This is a genomic window from Streptomyces sp. NBC_01481, from assembly GCF_026339995.1.
Lineage (GTDB): Bacteria > Actinomycetota > Actinomycetes > Streptomycetales > Streptomycetaceae > Streptomyces.
The window spans coordinates 828,813-845,929 of sequence record NZ_JAPEPT010000003.1 but is presented as its reverse complement, the minus strand read 5'-3'; the positions used below and the strand labels follow the sequence as shown (position 1 = coordinate 845,929).

Annotated in this window: 19 protein-coding genes and 1 tRNA gene; 7 read left to right on the top strand and 13 right to left on the bottom strand. The window is 69.5% G+C overall.

The features are described from left to right. Positions 1-23: 23 nt before the first annotated feature. From OOK40_RS20370 to OOK40_RS20345, 6 genes are all read right to left on the bottom strand, one after another. A complete protein-coding gene (locus OOK40_RS20370; RefSeq protein ID WP_266483649.1) occupies positions 24-1,559 on the bottom strand; it encodes a hypothetical protein in 1,536 nt (511 codons plus the stop codon). A 33-nt stretch (positions 1,560-1,592) separates the two neighbouring features. After that, a complete protein-coding gene (locus OOK40_RS20365) occupies positions 1,593-2,231 on the bottom strand; it encodes a hypothetical protein (RefSeq protein ID WP_266483646.1) in 639 nt (212 codons plus the stop codon). 237 nt (positions 2,232-2,468) lie between these two features. Then, positions 2,469-2,750 carry a hypothetical protein gene (locus OOK40_RS20360; RefSeq protein WP_266483643.1) on the bottom strand — a complete coding sequence of 94 codons (282 nt, stop codon included), beginning with the start codon at positions 2,748-2,750 and terminating at the stop codon, positions 2,469-2,471. Positions 2,751-2,849: 99 nt separating this feature from the next. Next, positions 2,850-3,143, bottom strand: a complete 294-nt coding sequence (locus tag OOK40_RS20355) for a WXG100 family type VII secretion target (protein WP_266483640.1) — start codon at positions 3,141-3,143, stop codon at positions 2,850-2,852. A gap of 434 nt (positions 3,144-3,577) precedes the next feature. Beyond that, positions 3,578-3,654, bottom strand: a tRNA-Pro gene (locus OOK40_RS20350). 236 nt (positions 3,655-3,890) lie between these two features. Beyond that, entirely contained in the window at positions 3,891-4,259 is a 369-nt protein-coding gene (locus OOK40_RS20345) for an MmcQ/YjbR family DNA-binding protein (RefSeq protein ID WP_266483638.1), read from the bottom strand. A 680-nt stretch (positions 4,260-4,939) separates the two neighbouring features. On the opposite strand from OOK40_RS20345, the gene OOK40_RS20340 reads away from it, so the two are divergent. Continuing rightward, on the top strand, positions 4,940-6,136 hold the full coding sequence (locus OOK40_RS20340) for an acyl-CoA dehydrogenase family protein (protein ID WP_266484482.1): 1,197 nt from the start codon (positions 4,940-4,942) through the stop codon (positions 6,134-6,136). 231 nt (positions 6,137-6,367) lie between these two features. Here the strand turns inward: OOK40_RS20340 and OOK40_RS20335 are convergent, their stop codons facing one another. From OOK40_RS20335 to OOK40_RS20305, 7 genes are all read right to left on the bottom strand, one after another. Then, a complete protein-coding gene (locus OOK40_RS20335) occupies positions 6,368-6,943 on the bottom strand; it encodes a GAF domain-containing protein (protein WP_266483634.1) in 576 nt (191 codons plus the stop codon). Continuing rightward, positions 6,940-7,557 (bottom strand): ATP/GTP-binding protein, encoded by a 618-nt coding sequence (locus tag OOK40_RS20330; RefSeq protein ID WP_266483631.1) that lies wholly within the window; start codon positions 7,555-7,557, stop codon positions 6,940-6,942. The genes OOK40_RS20335 and OOK40_RS20330 overlap by 4 nt, the downstream gene beginning before the upstream one ends. After that, entirely contained in the window at positions 7,535-7,906 is a 372-nt protein-coding gene (locus tag OOK40_RS20325) for a DUF742 domain-containing protein (protein WP_266483629.1), read from the bottom strand. The genes OOK40_RS20330 and OOK40_RS20325 overlap by 23 nt, the downstream gene beginning before the upstream one ends. A 2-nt stretch (positions 7,907-7,908) precedes the next feature. Continuing rightward, positions 7,909-8,343: a roadblock/LC7 domain-containing protein gene (locus tag OOK40_RS20320; RefSeq protein ID WP_266483627.1), complete on the bottom strand. Its 435-nt coding sequence runs from the start codon at positions 8,341-8,343 to the stop codon at positions 7,909-7,911. A gap of 6 nt (positions 8,344-8,349) precedes the next feature. After that, a complete protein-coding gene (locus OOK40_RS20315; protein WP_266483626.1) occupies positions 8,350-10,167 on the bottom strand; it encodes a sensor histidine kinase KdpD in 1,818 nt (605 codons plus the stop codon). A 265-nt stretch (positions 10,168-10,432) separates the two neighbouring features. Continuing rightward, positions 10,433-11,617 (bottom strand): MBL fold metallo-hydrolase, encoded by a 1,185-nt coding sequence (locus OOK40_RS20310; RefSeq protein WP_266483623.1) that lies wholly within the window; start codon positions 11,615-11,617, stop codon positions 10,433-10,435. A gap of 56 nt (positions 11,618-11,673) precedes the next feature. Further along, on the bottom strand, positions 11,674-12,111 hold the full coding sequence (locus OOK40_RS20305; protein ID WP_266483620.1) for a PPOX class F420-dependent oxidoreductase: 438 nt from the start codon (positions 12,109-12,111) through the stop codon (positions 11,674-11,676). A 134-nt stretch (positions 12,112-12,245) separates the two neighbouring features. On the opposite strand from OOK40_RS20305, the gene OOK40_RS20300 reads away from it, so the two are divergent. The 6 genes from OOK40_RS20300 to OOK40_RS20275 all read left to right on the top strand — a co-directional run bounded on the left by OOK40_RS20300 (position 12,246) and on the right by OOK40_RS20275 (position 17,102). Further along, on the top strand, positions 12,246-12,824 hold the full coding sequence (locus OOK40_RS20300; RefSeq protein ID WP_266483618.1) for a carboxymuconolactone decarboxylase family protein: 579 nt from the start codon (positions 12,246-12,248) through the stop codon (positions 12,822-12,824). 253 nt (positions 12,825-13,077) lie between these two features. Next, complete coding sequence (locus OOK40_RS20295; protein WP_266483614.1) at positions 13,078-13,275, top strand: acyl-CoA dehydrogenase family protein; 198 nt, start codon at positions 13,078-13,080, stop codon at positions 13,273-13,275. Between the two features lies 1 nt (position 13,276). Then, a complete protein-coding gene (locus OOK40_RS20290; RefSeq protein ID WP_266483612.1) occupies positions 13,277-14,998 on the top strand; it encodes a thiamine pyrophosphate-dependent enzyme in 1,722 nt (573 codons plus the stop codon). Continuing rightward, a complete protein-coding gene (locus OOK40_RS20285; RefSeq protein WP_266483610.1) occupies positions 14,995-16,176 on the top strand; it encodes a glutamate dehydrogenase in 1,182 nt (393 codons plus the stop codon). The genes OOK40_RS20290 and OOK40_RS20285 overlap by 4 nt, the downstream gene beginning before the upstream one ends. Then, on the top strand, positions 16,173-16,472 hold the full coding sequence (locus OOK40_RS20280; protein WP_266483608.1) for an acetate--CoA ligase family protein: 300 nt from the start codon (positions 16,173-16,175) through the stop codon (positions 16,470-16,472). Before OOK40_RS20285 ends, OOK40_RS20280 begins: the two co-directional genes overlap by 4 nt. 9 nt (positions 16,473-16,481) lie before the next feature. After that, a complete protein-coding gene (locus OOK40_RS20275) occupies positions 16,482-17,102 on the top strand; it encodes a TetR/AcrR family transcriptional regulator (protein ID WP_266483605.1) in 621 nt (206 codons plus the stop codon). Positions 17,103-17,117 lie beyond the last annotated feature (15 nt).

The window sequence follows — 17,117 nt, the reverse complement described above, 5'->3', positions numbered from 1 at the left end:
CCGGCTCTTCGCCGACGGCCGGATCAGGTGCCGTCGTCGTTCCGGTTACCCACCAGCGGAGGCCCGTGCACGGTGCCGTCGAAGGTACCGGCGGTCGCGCCCGGGGCGTAGATGGTGCCGCCGAACGCCGTGCCCGCGCCGATCGCGCCGGGGATGTCGTTGCGGACCCCGTTGGCCATGTTGTTGAAGTACGTGCTGATCGGCCCTGGGCCGCTGCCCAGTGTCGAATTGCTGGAGCCCGGGGTCGGGTTCATCGGCCTCGGCGGGATGCTGTCGACGTCGTCCGCCAACGACCCGCTGGAACCGGATGCACCAGTTGAGCTCGGCGGCCGGTTCTGCCAGGGAAAAACGAAGTCGTCGAGCGGGTTGTTGCTGGGGGCCGGGGTCGGGCTCGGCGGCCGGTTCTGCCAAGGGAAAACGAAGTCGTCGAGCGGGTTGTTGCTGGGGGCGGGGGTCGGGCCGTTCGACCTGGGCGGCAGGTTCGTCAGCGGAATGTCGTCCGCTGCCGTGCCGACGTTCGGATTGCTGCCGCTGCCGCTGCTGCTCGGCGGCGCGACGCTGTCGACGTCATCCGACACGCTGCCCGTACCGCCCGCTCCGCGGCCCCTCCCGATGTTCCCCAGAGCGCCCTTGATGGCAGGCCCGAGCGCTGCCCCGAGGCCCTTGATCACGGAGAACCCACCGAAGGCGGTGCCCACCACGCCGAGGACGATGCCCGCGATGTCCCAGTCCCCGGTCACTGCGCCTCTGGCGATATTGATGCCCAGCGGGACGAGTCCGAAGACCAGGCTGGCGGCACCCAGGGCGAGCGCCAGTGGTTGAAGGCCCGGGATGAACGCGACGACGAACGAGATGACACCGAGTATGGCGCTGATGATCCCGAACGCCGAGCCGATCTTGTCCCAGAGCTTGTCCCAGAAGTTCTTCTCCTTGACCGCCTGGTCCTCGGCGTGCCCCAAGGCGGTGGCGGCGGTCTTGGCGTCAGTCTCCCGCAGACCTTTGGCGTCCAGGGCAAGGCGCTTCGCGGCATCGAGATCGGCCTGGGCCGCGTCGACGGCGCCGTCGGCCGACGTGACGGCGTTGTCGGCATCGCGACGGGCGTTGCGGGCGTTCTCCTGGCCCGTCGTGTCGTCGTCGGCCGGCTTCGGCGCATTGTCCAAGGCAGAAAGGCTCGCCTCGGCGGCGCTCTGCGAGGCGAGCGCCGTGTCCAGCGCCTTCTTCGCCTCTCTGCCGTTGGTCAGGGCCATTTCGGCCTTACGTTGATGATCTTCAAGGCGGGGCACGTAGTCGGAGACGGCCTTCGCAGCCGCCTCGTACGAGTCGCGCAGGGCCCCCACCTGTTTGGGCAGTTCCTTGAGTACTTCCTTGAGCGCTTCCATCGCCTTGCCCTGACCGAGTTCCTGGGACTCGATACGGGTGATGACGGAGAAGGCGGACTCCGCCTCCTCGAAGACCTTCTTGTACTCGCCTGCCAGGTTGTTCAGTACCTGCGTTTCGCCGGGGGTCGGATCCTCAGTGAGATCCAGGACCGCCCAGTCACTCACCGGGGGCCGAGCCATTGCACCGACCTCGCTCTCTGCCGCTCGTCATGGTCAAGGCTGGAATCGCACCGTGCCGCTGATCGCGTCGAACACGTCGAAGAACGCGTCGACCAGGCTCAGGTTGGGTGTGGAACTGGAGACGACCAGGAAGTCCCTGCTGTTCGGTACGGGCACGACCGTGTGCATCAACGCGGTGCGCACGGTGCCACGGCCCAAGTAGTCGACGTCCTCGATGTGGGTGACGCGTCCCACACTGCCGATCCCGGGGAGTTCGATGACCTCCGCCGTGTTCGCGGACGTGCCTTTTCCCAAGGGGTTCTTGGCGTTCTTCAACGCGACCGGAAGTATCAGCTCCGACAGATCGGACGAGTGATCCTCGGGGGTCACCACGCGCATCACGATCGTCGTCGCGGTGAGCGCTTCGGCGTTGTCGGTGAACTGGATCATGCCGGCGGCCTGCACAGCGCCCCGGGCGTGGGCCTCGCGTGCGGTCTTGCGGGCCGAACGAATCATCGTGTCCAGCATGGTGCGCTCGACCTGGAACCCCTCGGCCTGCGCCTGGACGGCACGGCGAATGGCGGCGTCCCGGGTGCCGGGATCGAGATCGAGCTTCCACCACGAGTCCGGATAGCGGATGGTGAAGTGTCGCGGTGCCGCGGCAGGCGGCGCCGTACCGGCCGTTTGTGTCATAGGAGTTGTGCCCCTTACGCGCAGGCCTCGGGCCTGCTTCTGCTAGGTTCTGTCCGGCCGATCAGGCCGGATCAGTGAGCGGGGTCTGGTGCGTGCGATCGCAAGGCGGAGGAAGGAGCCGACGCGGAGCGTCGGCGACTGACGACAACGCGGCATGGGGGCACCTCCCGTGCCCGAAGGGCTACGGGGGAGTGCGTGCCAGGGCACGCGAGCCCGGCAAGATCGGCCGGACAGGACCTAGATGTTCTGGGTCACGTCGGCGTCGGTCTGCTCGAAGTTGTCGATGATGCCCTGGGTGGATTTACTGAACGAGTCCACGTTCTCCTGGACCCGGTCATGGCCCTTGGCCCAGGCGCTGTCGAAGCTGTTGATCGCATCGATGAGCCGGCGATCGCCCACATCCGCTTCGGTGCCGACCCGCTCCAGGCCCGTCTTGTCCTCGACGCGGGAACGGATGTCCGCGAGCTTCGTGAGGGTGTCTCTCAGATCCTCCACCGGGATGTTGATGGAGTCGCTCATACCTGACCTGCCTCTTGGAGTCGTGCAGCGGCGTCGTAGCGCGAGCGGCCGGGTTCCGAGCGCTTGCAGGCGGTCCGGAACCCGGCCATTGCCTTGGGATCAGCCGATTCCGGACGCTGTCTGGTCGTCGGTGTCGCGGAAGGCGTCGGCGGTCTTCCTCAGGTACTCGCCAATCTCCTGCATCGTCTGGATGCCCGTCTCGAGGTCCTTTTGGTACTTGTCCCACATGGGGGCGAACTTTTCCTTGGACTTCGGAGTGTCATAGGAGTTGTCGACGACGTTGTCGATCTTGTTCTTCGCCTCCCTGACGGCGTCCAGCATCCTGTCCTTCTGGTTGTCCATCCAGGTCGCGGCTTCCCGCATCTCCTCCGGGCTGACCTTGATGTTGCTCATGCCGCTTTCCCTCCGCTCGATCGGAAACACGACGGGCTCCCGCCGCCACACGGGGCCCTACGGAGGTGCCGACGAAACGGTTCACGGGCAGACGCGGCGCGACGTCCCGGCTTCGCCACGGGTGCCGCTGCCGCGACGAGCGCGGGCCAGGCCGTGTCTGACAAATCTCGCCTGGCGCGCGACGCCCGGCACGCACACTCCATGCGTTGTCGGAGTCATCCAAGTACGTCCAGTACGAGGATGATCCTCCGCCTTGCGATTGCACGCACCGGACGCCGCGCACCCCGCCCTGCGGGCGGACGGCGCTATTTGTCAGACACGGCCGAGTGCCCAGCTGATGATGATGTCCATGCCAGGAGCGGATGCCATGCCCCCGGAAAACCGGCGAGGTCGTATCGGCAGACTCCGATACGACCTCTGACCTGCATAAACGCTGGTCGGGACGACAGGATTTGAACCTGCGACCCCTTGACCCCCAGTCAAGTGCGCTACCAAGCTGCGCCACGTCCCGGTGCCCGTCTGACCTGGGGTTTCCCTTGGCCGAACGCGCATGAGAACAATACCGCACTTCGACCGGTGGTCACGAACCGCTTTCCCCGGGCGCGCTTGACATCAATCAAAGGTGAGGTTGCACGGAGAGTGTCATGGCAAACACAGCGGTCACCCCGGACCACGACGTCCAGAATCCGCACCGAGCTGATGGCCCAGCGGCGCACGGCCTGGACGCGGGCGGCTTGCGCGACCGGGTCACGGCGTTCGCGGGCCGACCAACTCCGGGTGCGCGTCCTGCAATTTCCGCGGAGCCGCCTGCCGCCACGAGTCCACCAGAATCGCGAACAGCTCCTCCTCGTCCTCCAGCGCGGCCAACCGCACCCGCAGCCACGCGAAGTTGTCGTCGTGCCCCGCCCGTATGAAGAACTTCTCCGGCTCGGCGGCGATCAGCTCCTCCCGGTCCCCCTTCGGGCACTTCACCCCCATCACCTTGTCGTCGTCGTCAAGCGAGGCGAAGATCCTGCCCCCGCTCTCCAGGCGGAACGTCGGCATGCCCCAGGCGAGCTTCTCCATCGCCCCGGGCAGCGAGAGCGCAAGTCTGCGTACGTCGTCGGCAGTGGCCATACGAAGACCGTACGACGCGGCACTGACACTCAGCGGGCACTCACCGGGCGCCCACCTGACCGCTGCCACAGGGGGCGCTCCAGCCCCATTGACCCCCTGCGAGACGCCGCCTACGCTGCGCGACGGAGCGAGAAAGCGCTTTCCACCCGCCCGCGAATGTCTTCAAAGTCCCGTATGCGTGGCAGCACCCCGAGCCACAAAGACGCAGGGGCGTGCGCCCCATGCGCCCCCTTGCAACACTTCGCGCGCCGGGTAGCACCTCCGTGCGCCGGGACTGCTGGCCTCCACGCCTACCTTTCATGCCCGCATGCGTTCTTTTCGGTGTGGGTGTGTGCCATATCGGTTCTTCCGGCGTTCCCGGATGTCGCAAATATGCACGTCTGTGACTCACGCTTGTCCCTCAGTGCCACATGCCCACCAAACCTTTGCCGTTGGCATGTGGCAGAAAGGGGCACAGGGGGAATGCCGTACGACAGGACCGGACAGGCCCGTACCACGCGAACCACATCCTCAATCAAACGTCAACGGCCTGCGTTCAGGCCAAAGTTGGAATCGATCTTGTGCCAGTGAAAAGCGATCAACACCATGAGGTGGTCGGCCTGTTCGGGACGAGATCACTGCCGATGCACCACCTGCTCGAACAACTGCCCGGGCAGGCGTTTCGCAGAGGAGGACTCGCGATGGACGGCTACTTCGCCAGTCGACTGCATCACCAATTACGCGACCATGTCCGCGAGTTCGCCGAGACCGAGGTACGTCCACGGATCCCGGCGATGGAGACCGCCCGCTCGGTCCACCGCGAACTGTCCCGGCTGATAGCCCGGCAGGGCTGGCTCGGCGCGACGATCAGCAAGGAACACGGAGGCATGGGGGTCGGGCATCTCGCCAAGACCATCATCATCGAGGAACTGTCCAGGGTCAGCGGGGCGATGGGCGCTATGGTGCAGGCCTCGCAGCTCGGCGTCGCCAAGATCATCCACTTCGGCAGCGACGAGCAGAAGAAGAATTGGCTCCCCGCCATCGCCGCCGGCGAGTGTCTGCCGACGATCGCCGTCACCGAACCCGAGTCCGGCGGCCATGTGCTGGGCATGAGCGCCACCGCCGTACGGGACGGCGACGACTACATTCTCAACGGCCGAAAAGTCTATGTGGGCAACAGCCATGTCGGCGATCTGCACGGCGTCGTGGTGCGAACCGCTCCGGGTTCCAAGGGGCTGACGGCCTTCCTGGTGGAATCGGACCGCCCCGGGTGCACCGTCGGCGAGCAGCGGCCCGCCATGGGGCTGCACGGCTTCAGCTTCGGCGAACTGCACTTCCACAACTGCCGCGTCCCCGCGCCGAACCGGCTCGGCGAGGAGGGCGACGGACTTGCCGTGGCGTACTCCTCCAGCGTGCTCTATGGACGGGCCAACCTCACCGCCGTGTCACTCGGCATCCATCAGGCGATCCTTGAGGAAACCTCTCGTTTCTGCGCCGAGCGCCAGCGCTACGGCAATCCCCTGCACCATCTGCAGTCGGTCAAGCTGAAGTTGGGGAAGATGCAGTCGCGGCTGATGACCGCACGGCTCGCCGCGTATCACGCGGTGCATCTGCTCGACCGGGGCCTGCCGTGCGACGCGGAACTCATGAACGCGAAGCTGGTCAATGTCGAGTCGGCGATCGACACCGCGCGCAACGCCATGGAGGTGCATGCCGCGGCAGGGCTCTTCACCGACCGCCCCATCGAACGGTATCTGCGGGACGCTCTCCACATGTTCGCCCCCGCGGGCACCTCCGACATCCAGCTGCTCCGCCTGGCGGAGGTGGCGCTGGGCACGTCGAAGGGCGAGTGGTCGGACCGGCTGTCCGACGCGGTGAGGCTGGAACCGGCGGTCTGACCGACCCTGAGCTCCGCCCCGGCCCGGGGTACGCCACCAAGAGGCGTACCCCGGGGCCCGGCAACCCCGCTAGGTCCTGGCCGGTCGATCAGGCCGGATCAGCGAGCGGGGTCTGGCGTGGTGCATCGCAAGGCGGAGGAAGGAGCCCACGCGGAGCGTAGGCGACTGACGACAACGCAGCGAGGTGCCGTGCCAGGGCACGCGAGCCCGGCAAGATCGGCCGGCCAGGACCTAGATCCGGCCATCCTCGCGACGGTGGATCTGCTCGATCAGCTCCGCCGCCAGCGACTTGATCGTCTCCAGACCCGCGCGCCCCCACGGCCGGGGCTCCGTGTCCACGACGCAGATGGTGCCCAGCGCGATCCCCGTACGGTCGATGAGCGGCGCCCCGAGATAGGAGCGGATGCCGATCTCGTCGACGACCGGGTTGCCCGCGAACCTCGGATAGTCGCAGACGTCCTCCAGGACGAGCGCCTTGCGCCGTACGACCACATGCGGGCAGTAGCCGTGGTCGCGCGCCATGAAACGGCTGACCCCGCCGTCCCCCGCCACGGCCGCCGCGCCCAGATCGCTGCCGGTGTGCATACCGGAGGGGGTGTGCAGCCCCGCGAAGAACTGCCGGTGCTCGTCAATGAAGTTGACCATGGAGAACGGCGCCCCGGTCACCTCCGCGAGCTTGTGCGCGAATTCGTCGAAGGCGGGGTCCGGCCGGTCCCCGAAGCCGAGCTGGCGCAGCCGCCGCACGCGGACGGGCGCCTCGCGGTCGACGGGGGTCAGCAGCAGATGGCCGGTCGGGTCGTACGTCATATCTGTGCTCCGTAACTCGGGGCCGGCGCGGCCGGCGCCGGGGTCGTGGTGAGCAGATGCTGGACGAGGGTGACCAGTGTTCCTATCCCCGAGCTGGCGATACGTGCGTCGCACAGGACGACCGGCACCTCCGGCTTGAGGTCGATCGCGGCCCGTACCTCTTCCGGTTCATAGCGGTAGGCGCCGTCGAACTCGTTGACGGCGACGACGAATCCGATGCCGCGCCGCTCGAAGAAGTCCACGGCGGAGAAGGAGTCCTCGAGTCGGCGCGTGTCGGCGAGCACAACCGCTCCGAGGGCGCCCTCGGAGAGCTCGTCCCACATGAACCAGAAGCGCTCCTGGCCGGGTGTGCCGAACAGATAGAGCACATGGCTCCGGTCCAGCGTTATCCGGCCGAAGTCCATGGCGACCGTCGTGGTGGTCTTGGACTCGATGCCGTCGAGTCTGTCGGTCGCCACGCTGACCTGGGTCAGCAGTTCTTCCGTACTGAGGGGTTCGATCTCGCTGACCGCCCCCACAAAGGTCGTCTTGCCCACCCCGAATCCGCCCGCGACCAGGATCTTCAGAGCGGTTGGGAAGAGGTCGTCGACTTCAGAGCCGTCGTCGTAGGCCATCGAGCACCGCCTCCAGCAATGAACGGTCCGTGAGTGAGTCGTTGCAGCGCGGCGCCCGCGCGGTGACCGCGCCGCAGTCCACCAGATCGGAGAGCAACACCTTGGTGACGACCGCCGGAAGCCTGAGATGTGCGGAGATCTCGGCCACCGACGTCGGCCCGTCGCACAGGCCGAGCGCCGTGGCGTGCTCGGGTCCTAAGTGCGTCTGCGGCACGGTCCCGGTCGCCATCACGAGGGAGAGCAGGTCCAGTGCGGCCGTCGGACGGGTGCGGCCGCCGCTCACCGTGTACGGGCGGATGAGCCGGCCGGCCGCGTCGTCGAGCAGTGGCCCGTCCTTGGGGGACGGCACTTTCACTGCCCCGCGGCACTCGGCGCCCCGGCCGAATGTCTGGCGGGCGTGGTCAGATACGGCCGTACGCTCTTGACCAGCATCGCCATCTCGTATCCGAGGACCGCGGCGTCCGCCTCCCGCCCGGCGAGCACGGCGAGACAGGTGCCGGAACCCGCGGTGGAGACGAACAGCAGAGTCGAGTCCAGTTCCACCACCACCTGGCGCACCTCTCCCCCGTCACCGAAGCGCGCTCCGGCGCTGCGGCCCAGGGAGTAGAGGCCGGAGGCGAGCGCCGCCATGTGGTCGGCGCTGTCGGGGTCCAGGCCGTGCACGGATTTCACCAGCCCGTCGGAGGAGAGCAGTACCGCGTTCCGGGTGTACGGCACGCGCTGGACCAGGCCGCTGAGCAGCCAGTCGAGGTCCGAGGCATGGCCGTTCGGCACATCGCTCACCATGGTGATCTACTCCTTGGAGGTGTTGTCGTGGCGCTGCGGGTCAGGCAGCGGCGCGCTGTCCGCGAGGGGCTGGGACTCTGCCAGTCCGATGCCCCGCTGGAAGGCCGCCATCAGGCCCGGGTCGTGGAGGGCGTGATCGTCGTCCTTGCGGGGCGCCGGAGCGTCGCGCAGCTGGGGGACGAGGTGCTCCTGGCTGCGGCGCTTGGGCAGTTGGGGGCGGCCCATGGTGCCGCGCACCACATCGGGGGCCTCGGCGGGTGAGCTCGGCGCGGGTGCCGCGTGGTTGACGCTGCCGTGGTTGACGCCCGCAGGGCTGATGTCCGAGTGGCTGGCACCGGGGGTGGCTGACGCCGGGTTGGGGCGGTCCGCGCGCTCTCCCCGTACGGGGAGGGGGCCCGAGCCGAAGGTGGTGGCGTGCGCCGGCTCCCGCTGCGGTTGCCTCTGTTGCTGCTGTGGCAGCTGCGGCGGGGAGTGGGGCTGCTGCGGAATCGGCGGGCGTACCGCGGTCGCCTGGGTGATGCTCGTCTCTCCCCTCGGGCGCGCCGCGGCTTCGGACGCGGCGGCCGCGGCGTTGTGCTGGAGCGCGTCAGGCTCGGCGCCGAGGAGCCCCTGCGGGAGTACGAGGATGGCCTGGACGCCGCCGTAGATGTTGGACTGCAGGCGTACCGCGATGCCGTGCCTGCGGGCCAGCGCCGAGACGACGAAGAGGCCGATCCGCCCGTCCTGCAGCAGATGGGCTACGTTCACCTGGTCGGGGTCGGCGAGCAGGGCGTTCATCCTGTTCTGCTCGTCCACCGGCATACCGAGGCCGCGGTCCTCGACCTCGACGGCGAGTCCGGCCGTGACGTGCTGGGCTCGCATCAGTACCTGGGTGTGCGGGGCGGAGAACAGGGTGGCGTTCTCGACCAGTTCGGCCAGCAGGTGGATCACGTCGGCGACAGCGTGTCCGCGTAGTGTGCCGTCGATCGGCGGCACCAGCTTGACCCGGGGATACTGCTCCACCTCCGCGATCGCGGAACGCAGCACCTCCGTCATGGTGACCGGGTTGGACCACTGCCGCCGGGAGATCGCGCCGCCGAGGACGGCGAGGTTCTCCGCGTGCCTGCGGATGCGGGTGGCGAGGTGGTCGACATGGAAGAGGCCCTTGAGCAGCTCCGGGTCCTCGACCTCGTTCTCCAGCTCGTCGAGGAGCTGGATCTCCCGGTGGACCAGCGACTGGAGCCGCCGGGCCAGATTGACGAAGACCTCGACCTTCTGTTCGTTGCCGACGCTGCTGGAGAGCCGGGATGCCTGCACCACGGCCGCCACGGCGGCGTCGTGCGAGCGGCTCAGCTCCTGCGTCAGCAGGTCGAACTCGTCGCCGTCGAGGGGCGCGGGCAGGGGGGAACGGCGCGCGGGCGGTCCCTCTCCCCGTCTGAGCTGGTCGACGACCGTCTGCAGATCGGCCTGCCCGCGTGCGGATGAGCGGCGCAGGGCCGCACAGCGGTCCAGTACGGATTTGGCCGTGCGGTCCGCGCCGATGGCCGCCGCGGCGACCGCGGCGATGGCGAGCACGGCGGCACCGGCCAGTACGGCCCAGAGTTCGACGGTGGGCCGCAGACCGGCGGCGTGGATCGTGTAGAGCACGGCAGTCGCTCCGCTGAGGGCGACGATGACCGCCGGCAGCACTGCGGTGCGTTGGAGTTGAGGGCGTATACGGGCTTCCGGCGACGACGGCACGGGTTGCGACCTTCCGGCTGACGGCAGGGAGCGTGCGCCTGGCCGGCCATGGCGCCCGCCCTCCCGGCGGTCCGGCCGCGCGGCGGGTGCGCGTAATTGAGACATCAGCATCCTTGGTACGTGGGGCCCCAGGAATCGGCGTACTGCAATGCAAGTGGTCAGCTTCGGCTCGACGATAGGCTCGGCGTAGGCAGAAAAAGCCCATCGTGGATCACCGGGCACACACGGTAGTCGCCAAGAGGGCACGTGCGGGGGGCAGTTGACAAACTTACCCGCTATTCATTCCCGCTCTGGTATGACCCTTCGCACGGCAGGCCGAAAACGCGCCCCCGCCGGGTGTGTCGGCGGGAGCCCGAGGACGCGTCGGCGATCAGGCGGTCGGCGCCACCTCGGGGCCCCTGCCCTTGTCGCCGGACGCGGCCCAGCCCTGTGCGGGCGCGGTCGCCGCAGCGCGCCACCACAGCTCGGACGGAACACTCGCGGCCGTCGGCTCGAAGGGCTCGCCGGGCCGCGGCAGCGCGACACGGGCGCCTTCCGCAGCGGCCGCGGCGACCGTGCCCTCCCCGGGCTCGGCCCACGGGTGCGGCGCGAGATTGAACGTGCCCCAGTGGATCGGCAGCATCGCGCCGGACGGTTCGCCCCCCTGGAGATCGAGGTGGGCGCGCATGCCCTCGGCGGGTGTCATATGGATGTCCGGCCAGTATTCGCTGTACGCGCCGATCTGGATCATGGTGGCGTCGAAGGGGCCGTGCTCGGCGCCGATGTCCTTGAAGCCGGGGAAGTATCCGGTGTCACCGCTGTGGTAGACGCGGTGCTCGGGGCCCGCGACGGCCCAGGACGCCCAGAGCGTGTGCTGCTGATTGCGGATTCCACGGCCGCAGAAGTGCCGGGCCGGGGTCGCGGTCAGGCGCAGGCCCGCCACCTCCGCCGATTCGTTCCAGTCCAGCTCGCGCAGCCGGTCGGCGGGCACGCCCCAGTGCTCCAGGTGCGCGCCGACGCCGAGAGGCACCGCGAAGATCGTGTCGGTGGAGGCCAGCGCCCGGATGCTGGGCAGATCGAGGTGGTCGTAGTGGTCGTGGGAGATCACGACGACATCGACCGGGCCGAGGGCCGCGAGCGACACGGGCACGGGGTGCAGCCGCTTGGGACCGGCGAAGGGGAAGGGGGAGCAGCGCTCGCCCCAGACCGGGTCGAAGAGCACCCGCCGCCCGTCGATCTCCGTGAGGACGCTGGAGTGTCCCATCCAGGTGAGCCGCAGCCCGGAGGCAGGCGGTTTGGCCAGGTCGGCGAGGGTGGTGGCATGCAGGGGCACATGCCCGACCGGGGAGCGGCGGGCCCGCGCCTCCTTGCGGAAGTAGATCTTGGCGAACTCGATCATGGAACCGCCGGACGGCCTGGTCCTGGCTCCCACGGGGTTCTGGAAGACGCCGTCGGAGAAGTTCGGTGAGCGCTTTATCCGCTCCCACCGCTCGCCGGACGGGTCGGCGCCGAAAGCAGCCGGCCGGAGCGCGCGCAGCCGGGAACTCAGCGGGTTGTGGGGACCAGTGCCAGTCACGGCACCTCCTGAGGTCGGTGTGGTGTCTTCATTATGTGCGTGGGGTCCGACAGTGGTCAGCCTCGGGGCTGGCCGTAGGCCCGTTCCACCCGCAGCCTGAGCACGAGGCGTTTGTCGCGGACCATGGCACGGCGGTAGTCGTCCCAGTCCGGGTGCTCGCCGCTGACGTCGCGGTAGAGCGTGATCAGTTCCTCGACCGTTTCGTCGTACGGATCGGCCGCGACCTCGGAGAGCTCGGCGGTGCCCTCGGCGACGGTCCAGGCCCAGCGGTCCTGGCTCGTGACGTGGTACGAGGCGCGGGGGTCGCGGCGCAGGTTCGCGGTCTTGGCGCGGCCGTCCGTGAGCGACACCCGGATGGTCCGCTCCTGCGGGTAGTAGAAGTGGTTCACATTGGAGAGCTGGGGCCTGCCGTCCCGCTTGAGGGTGACCAGCACCCCGCCTTTGTATTCGGCGACCAGCCTGAGCAAGGCGTCCTGCTGCGCGCTTTCCGTCATGACCAGGCAACGCCCGTCCCGGTGCGGGTGTTCCTGAAGATCTTTTCCCGGCCGCGGTTCGTGATGTCACATCCGGCCGCACCCCGTCCGTCGTAGGCGTGAAAGGACACCGTCCACAGCTCAGGAGGCCCGTCATGGCCCGTATCTCCCTCACCCCGCGCCGTTCGCCGCTCTTCCGCCTCACCGAGTGGTACTCCCGGCGCGTGTACGGAAAGGTGCTCGACCCCGCCCGGGCGCTGGCCCACAACCCACGGGTGCTCTGGAGCGATCTGCGTTTCGAGCAGTCGGTGGCGAAGTGGAAGCACCTCGACGCCGATCTGAAGGCGCTGGCCGAGATGGCGTCGGCCGCGTCGATCGGCTGCAGCTGGTGCATGGACTTCGGCCACTGGGTGAGCCGGGAGCGCGGCATGGACGTACGCAAGCTGCACGATGTGCCGGTATGGCGCGACAGCGACGCGTACACCGCGCTGGAGCGCGATGTCATGGAGTACGCGGAGGCGATGACCGCCAATCCGCCCAAGGTCGAGGACGAGCAGGCCGCGCGGCTGCTCGCGACGCTGGGCGAGGCCGCGTTTGTCGAGCTCACGGCGATTGTGGCGGTGGAGAACCTGCGCTCGCGGATGAATTCGGCCCTCGGTCTGACCAGCCAGGGGTTCAAGGACCACTGCGAGATTCCGGCCCGCGGGGCCGTGCCCGGGTCCGCCTCCGTCTGACCGCCCGCTCGCGGCCCGGACATCCGCCCGGTCCGCCGGGCGGACCACCCGGCAGGGCAGTTGACGATCATGTTGACACGGGAGCCCGCGCCTCCAGATACTGACCGACGGTTCAGTTACTCCGTCCTCATCGTGCCTGGAGGCACCATGTCCGAGCTCCCCACCGAGCTGGTCCCGCTCACGACCGAACAGCGCGACATCGTCGACCTCAGCCGCGCGTTCGCCCGCGAGGGGATCCGGCCGCGGGCGCGCGGTGGACGAGGCGGCGATGGCGAAACTGACGGCCTCCGAGACGGCCGCGTACTGCACCTGGGCAGCGGTCCAGACGCTGGGCGGATGGGGGTACGCCCGCGCGTTCCCCGTGGAGCAGTGGATGCGGGACGCCAAGCTGGAGGAGATCGAGGAAGGCACCTCGGGCATCATGCGGCTGATCATCTCCAGGAGCATGTGACATGGCGTCGACGGCTGTGACGGGCGGCGAGGCCGTCGTCCGGGCACTGACGGCACACGGCGTCACCCAGGCCTTCGGGATTCCTGGCACGCACAATCTGGAGATCTATCGGCATCTCGCCGCTTACGGAATCTCCCATGTGACGCCGCGTCATGAGCAGGGCGCGGGGTACGCGGCCGATGCGTACGCCCGGGTCAGCGGGCGGCCCGGGGTCGCGATCACCACGACGGGACCCGCACTGCTGAACATCGCGGCGGCGGTCGGCCAGGCGTACTCCGACAGTGTGCCGCTGCTCGTGGTCTCGCCCGGGATGCCACTGCGCCACCCGCGCCAGTCGACCGGCCTGCTGCACGAGATGCGCAGCCAGACCGAGGCGCTGCGGGGCGTCGCGGCGTTCAGCCACCGGGTGTCGACGGCCGACGAGATCGGCGCCGCGGTCGCGCGGGCGTTCACGCTCTTCGCCACCGGGCGGCCGCGGCCGGTGCACATCGAGATTCCTCTCGATCTGCTGGAGACCGCGGAAAAGGCGGGTGAGGTACGCGGCGCCCCGGCGGCCGGGACCTTGATCCCCCCTGCAACCGGGCTGCGGGAGGCCGCCGACGCCCTGCGCACGGCGAGCAGGCCCGCGCTCGTGCTGGGGGGCGGGGCGCGCGGCGCTGCCGGTGAACTGCTCGCTCTGGCCGAGGAGTTGAGCGCACCCGTCGTCACCACCGCCAACGGCAAGGGGATCGTGGACGAGACCCATCCACTGTCGCTGGGCGTCTCGCTGCACAGCCCGGCCGTACAGAAGTGGCTGACCGAGCGCGATGTGGTGCTGGCTGTGGGGACCGAACTGGCCGAGTCCGACCTGTGGTCGGAGCCGCCGCCGCTGGGCGGGACGCTGGTGCGTGTCGACGTGGACCCGGCGCAGATGTATGCGGCGCTCCCGGCGGACGTCGCGCTGGTGGGCGACGCGCAGCAGGTGCTCGGTGCGCTGCTGGCCGCGTGCAGGGACGCCGGAGCCGGCCGGGCGGCCGGGGGAAACGTCACCGCGCTGCGTCCGGGGCGGGATGCAGTGCCGCGTGCCGTGGATCTGCGTCTCGTACGGGATACGGGGAGCGGAGCCGACGACGCGGGGGACGGCTCGCCAGGTGCCGCCGAGGAGGTCGCCGCTCTGCGCCTCGCGCGGGACGACGAGACCCGGGAGCGGGACGCGCGCTGGCTGCCGTACCTCCAGGCGATCCGCGGCGTCCTCGACGCCGACGCCGTCATCACCTCCGACAGCGCCCAGTGCTGCTACTACGGGGCCCTGCCCCATCTGCCCATCGGCCCCGGCGCCCGCTATCTGCACCCCACCGGATTCGGCACCCTCGGCTACGCCCTGCCCGCCGCGATCGGCGCCAAGACCGCGCACCCGGACCGCCAGGTGATCGCGCTCAGCGGGGACGGCGGGCTGCAGTTCTCCGTGCAGGAGCTCGCCACCGCCACTCAGCTTCAACTTCCCCTGCCCGTCGTGGTGTTCGACAACGGCGGGTACGGGGAGATCCGCGACGAGATGGCCGCCCGCGGCGACGAACCGGCTGCCGTCGACTTCGCGCCCGTCGATCTGCCCGCCCTCGCCCGCGCCTACGGCGGGCACGGTGTGCATGCCCCCACCCCCGGCGCGCTCGCCACCGCACTCACCCGGGCCCTGGCCACCCCGGGCCCCACCGTGATCACCGTTCCCGAGGAGACCGCCCGATGACCACCACTCCCCTGCTGTCGCTCACCTGGACCGACCATGTCACCGGGCGCCAGGGCCATCTGGTGATCGACCGGCTCGTTCGCGGGGTGTCCAGCGGCGGACTGCGTATGCGCGAGGGCTGCACGCTGGAGGAGGTGACCGGGCTGGCCCGCGGGATGACGATGAAGGAGGCCCTGCACTACAACCCCGACGGGCGCTACATCCCGCTCGGCGGTGCGAAGGGCGGCATCGACTGCGACCCGCAGGACCCGCGGGCATACGGGATCCTCGTGCGCTATCTGCGCGCCGTGCGCCCGTACATCGAGACGATGTGGACCACCGGCGAGGACCTCGGCCTCACCCAGGACATCGTCGACCGCGCCGCCGAGGAGGCCGGTCTCGTCTCCTCCATCCAGGCCGTCTACCACCTCCTCGACGACGAGGCCTCCGCGCGCAAGCGGCTCACGGACGCCTTCGCCGTCGAGGTCGACGGCATCGGCCTCGACGAGCTCGTCGGTGGCTGCGGCGTCGCCGAGTCGGTCCTCGTCGCGCTCGACCGGGCGGGGGTGCCGTACGAGGGAACGCGCGTCTCCGTCCAGGGACTCGGCACCATGGGCGGCGCGACCGCCCGCTTCCTCGCCCGCGCCGGGCTGAAGATCGTCGCCGTCGCCGACATCAAGGGCACCGTGGCCAACCCGGACGGCCTGGACGTCGATGCGCTGCTGGCCGCGCGGGACTCGTACGGCACCGTCGACCGTACGGCTCTGCGGCCCGGTGATCTGGAACTGCCGGGCGACGCCTGGCTGTCCGTCGACGCGGAGGTGCTGGTCCCCGCGGCCGTCTCGTACGCCGTCGACTCGGCCAACCAGGCCCAGATCACGGCTCGCCTGGTCGTCGAAGCGGCGAACATGCCGGTGCTGCCGGACGCCGAGGAGATGCTCGCGCGGCGCGGGATCACCGTGCTGCCCGATGTCGTCGTCAACTCCGGCACCAACGCGTGGTGGTGGTGGACGCTGTTCGGGGACATCGACGCCAACGCGGACGAGGCGTTCGCCTACACCCGCCGCTCGATGAGGGCGCTGATCGGCCAGATGCTGGCGCGCGCCGAGGCGGACGGGACGACCCCGCGCGCCGCCGCGCACGCAATCGTCGCCGACCGGCTGCCGGTCATCGCCGAGCGCTTCGGCCGGTACAGATGACGACGTGGCTCGACGCCCTCTTCGACCCGCGGTCGGTCGCCGTCGTCGGTGCCTCGGACAATCCGGAGAAGTGGGGTTACTGGCTCGCGGCCGGGGCGCTCGCCGGGCGCGCCCCGCGCGGTGCTCCGCCCGTACACCTGGACGCCGCGGCGGCCGCTCTGTGCGCCCTCTCCCGGGCTGCCGCCGAACATCCCGAGCTGTCCGAACTGGAGGTGAATCCCCTGCTCGTGCACCCCGGCGGGGCCGTCGCGCTCAAGCACACGGTGTACGGGCCGCGTCCAAGATCGGCTGTGTAGGGTGAGCACGTGGCCAGAGTCCGGTTGAACGTGGCGGAGAGGCGTGAGGAACTGCTCGGCGCCGCCGTCGAGCAGATCGAGGAACACGGCGTGGCGGCCGTACGGATCGCCGATGTCGCCTCCGCGCTGGGGGTGAGCAACGCCCTGGTCCTCTACCACTTCTCGACCAAGGAGAAGCTCGTCGCCGCGGCCTTCGCGTATGCCGCCGACGGCGATCTCGCCCATCTGCGCAAACTGCTGGGACGCCGCACCACAGCGCTGCGCCGGCTGCGCGCCGCGGTCCGCTGGTACGCGCCGACGGGGACGGCCAAGGGCTGGCGCCTGTGGATCGAGGGCTGGGCAGCCGCACTGCGTGAACCCGCGCTGCGCGAGGTGGCCCGCGATCTCGACCAGCAGTGGAAGGCCGCGCTGACCGAGGTCATCGCGGAGGGCGCGGCGGCCGGCGAGTTCCCGTGCGAGGACCCCGCGGCAACGGCCTGGCGGCTGACGGCTTTTCTGGACGGGCTCGCCGTGCAGATGACCTCGTACGCGGGATCGCTCTCGCGTGCCGCGATGCTGGAGTGGACCGACGAGGCGCTGGCCCGTGAGCTCGGGGTGGAACGCGAGGCGCTGACAGCCGTAGCACGCTGACCCCGCCCGCCGGTA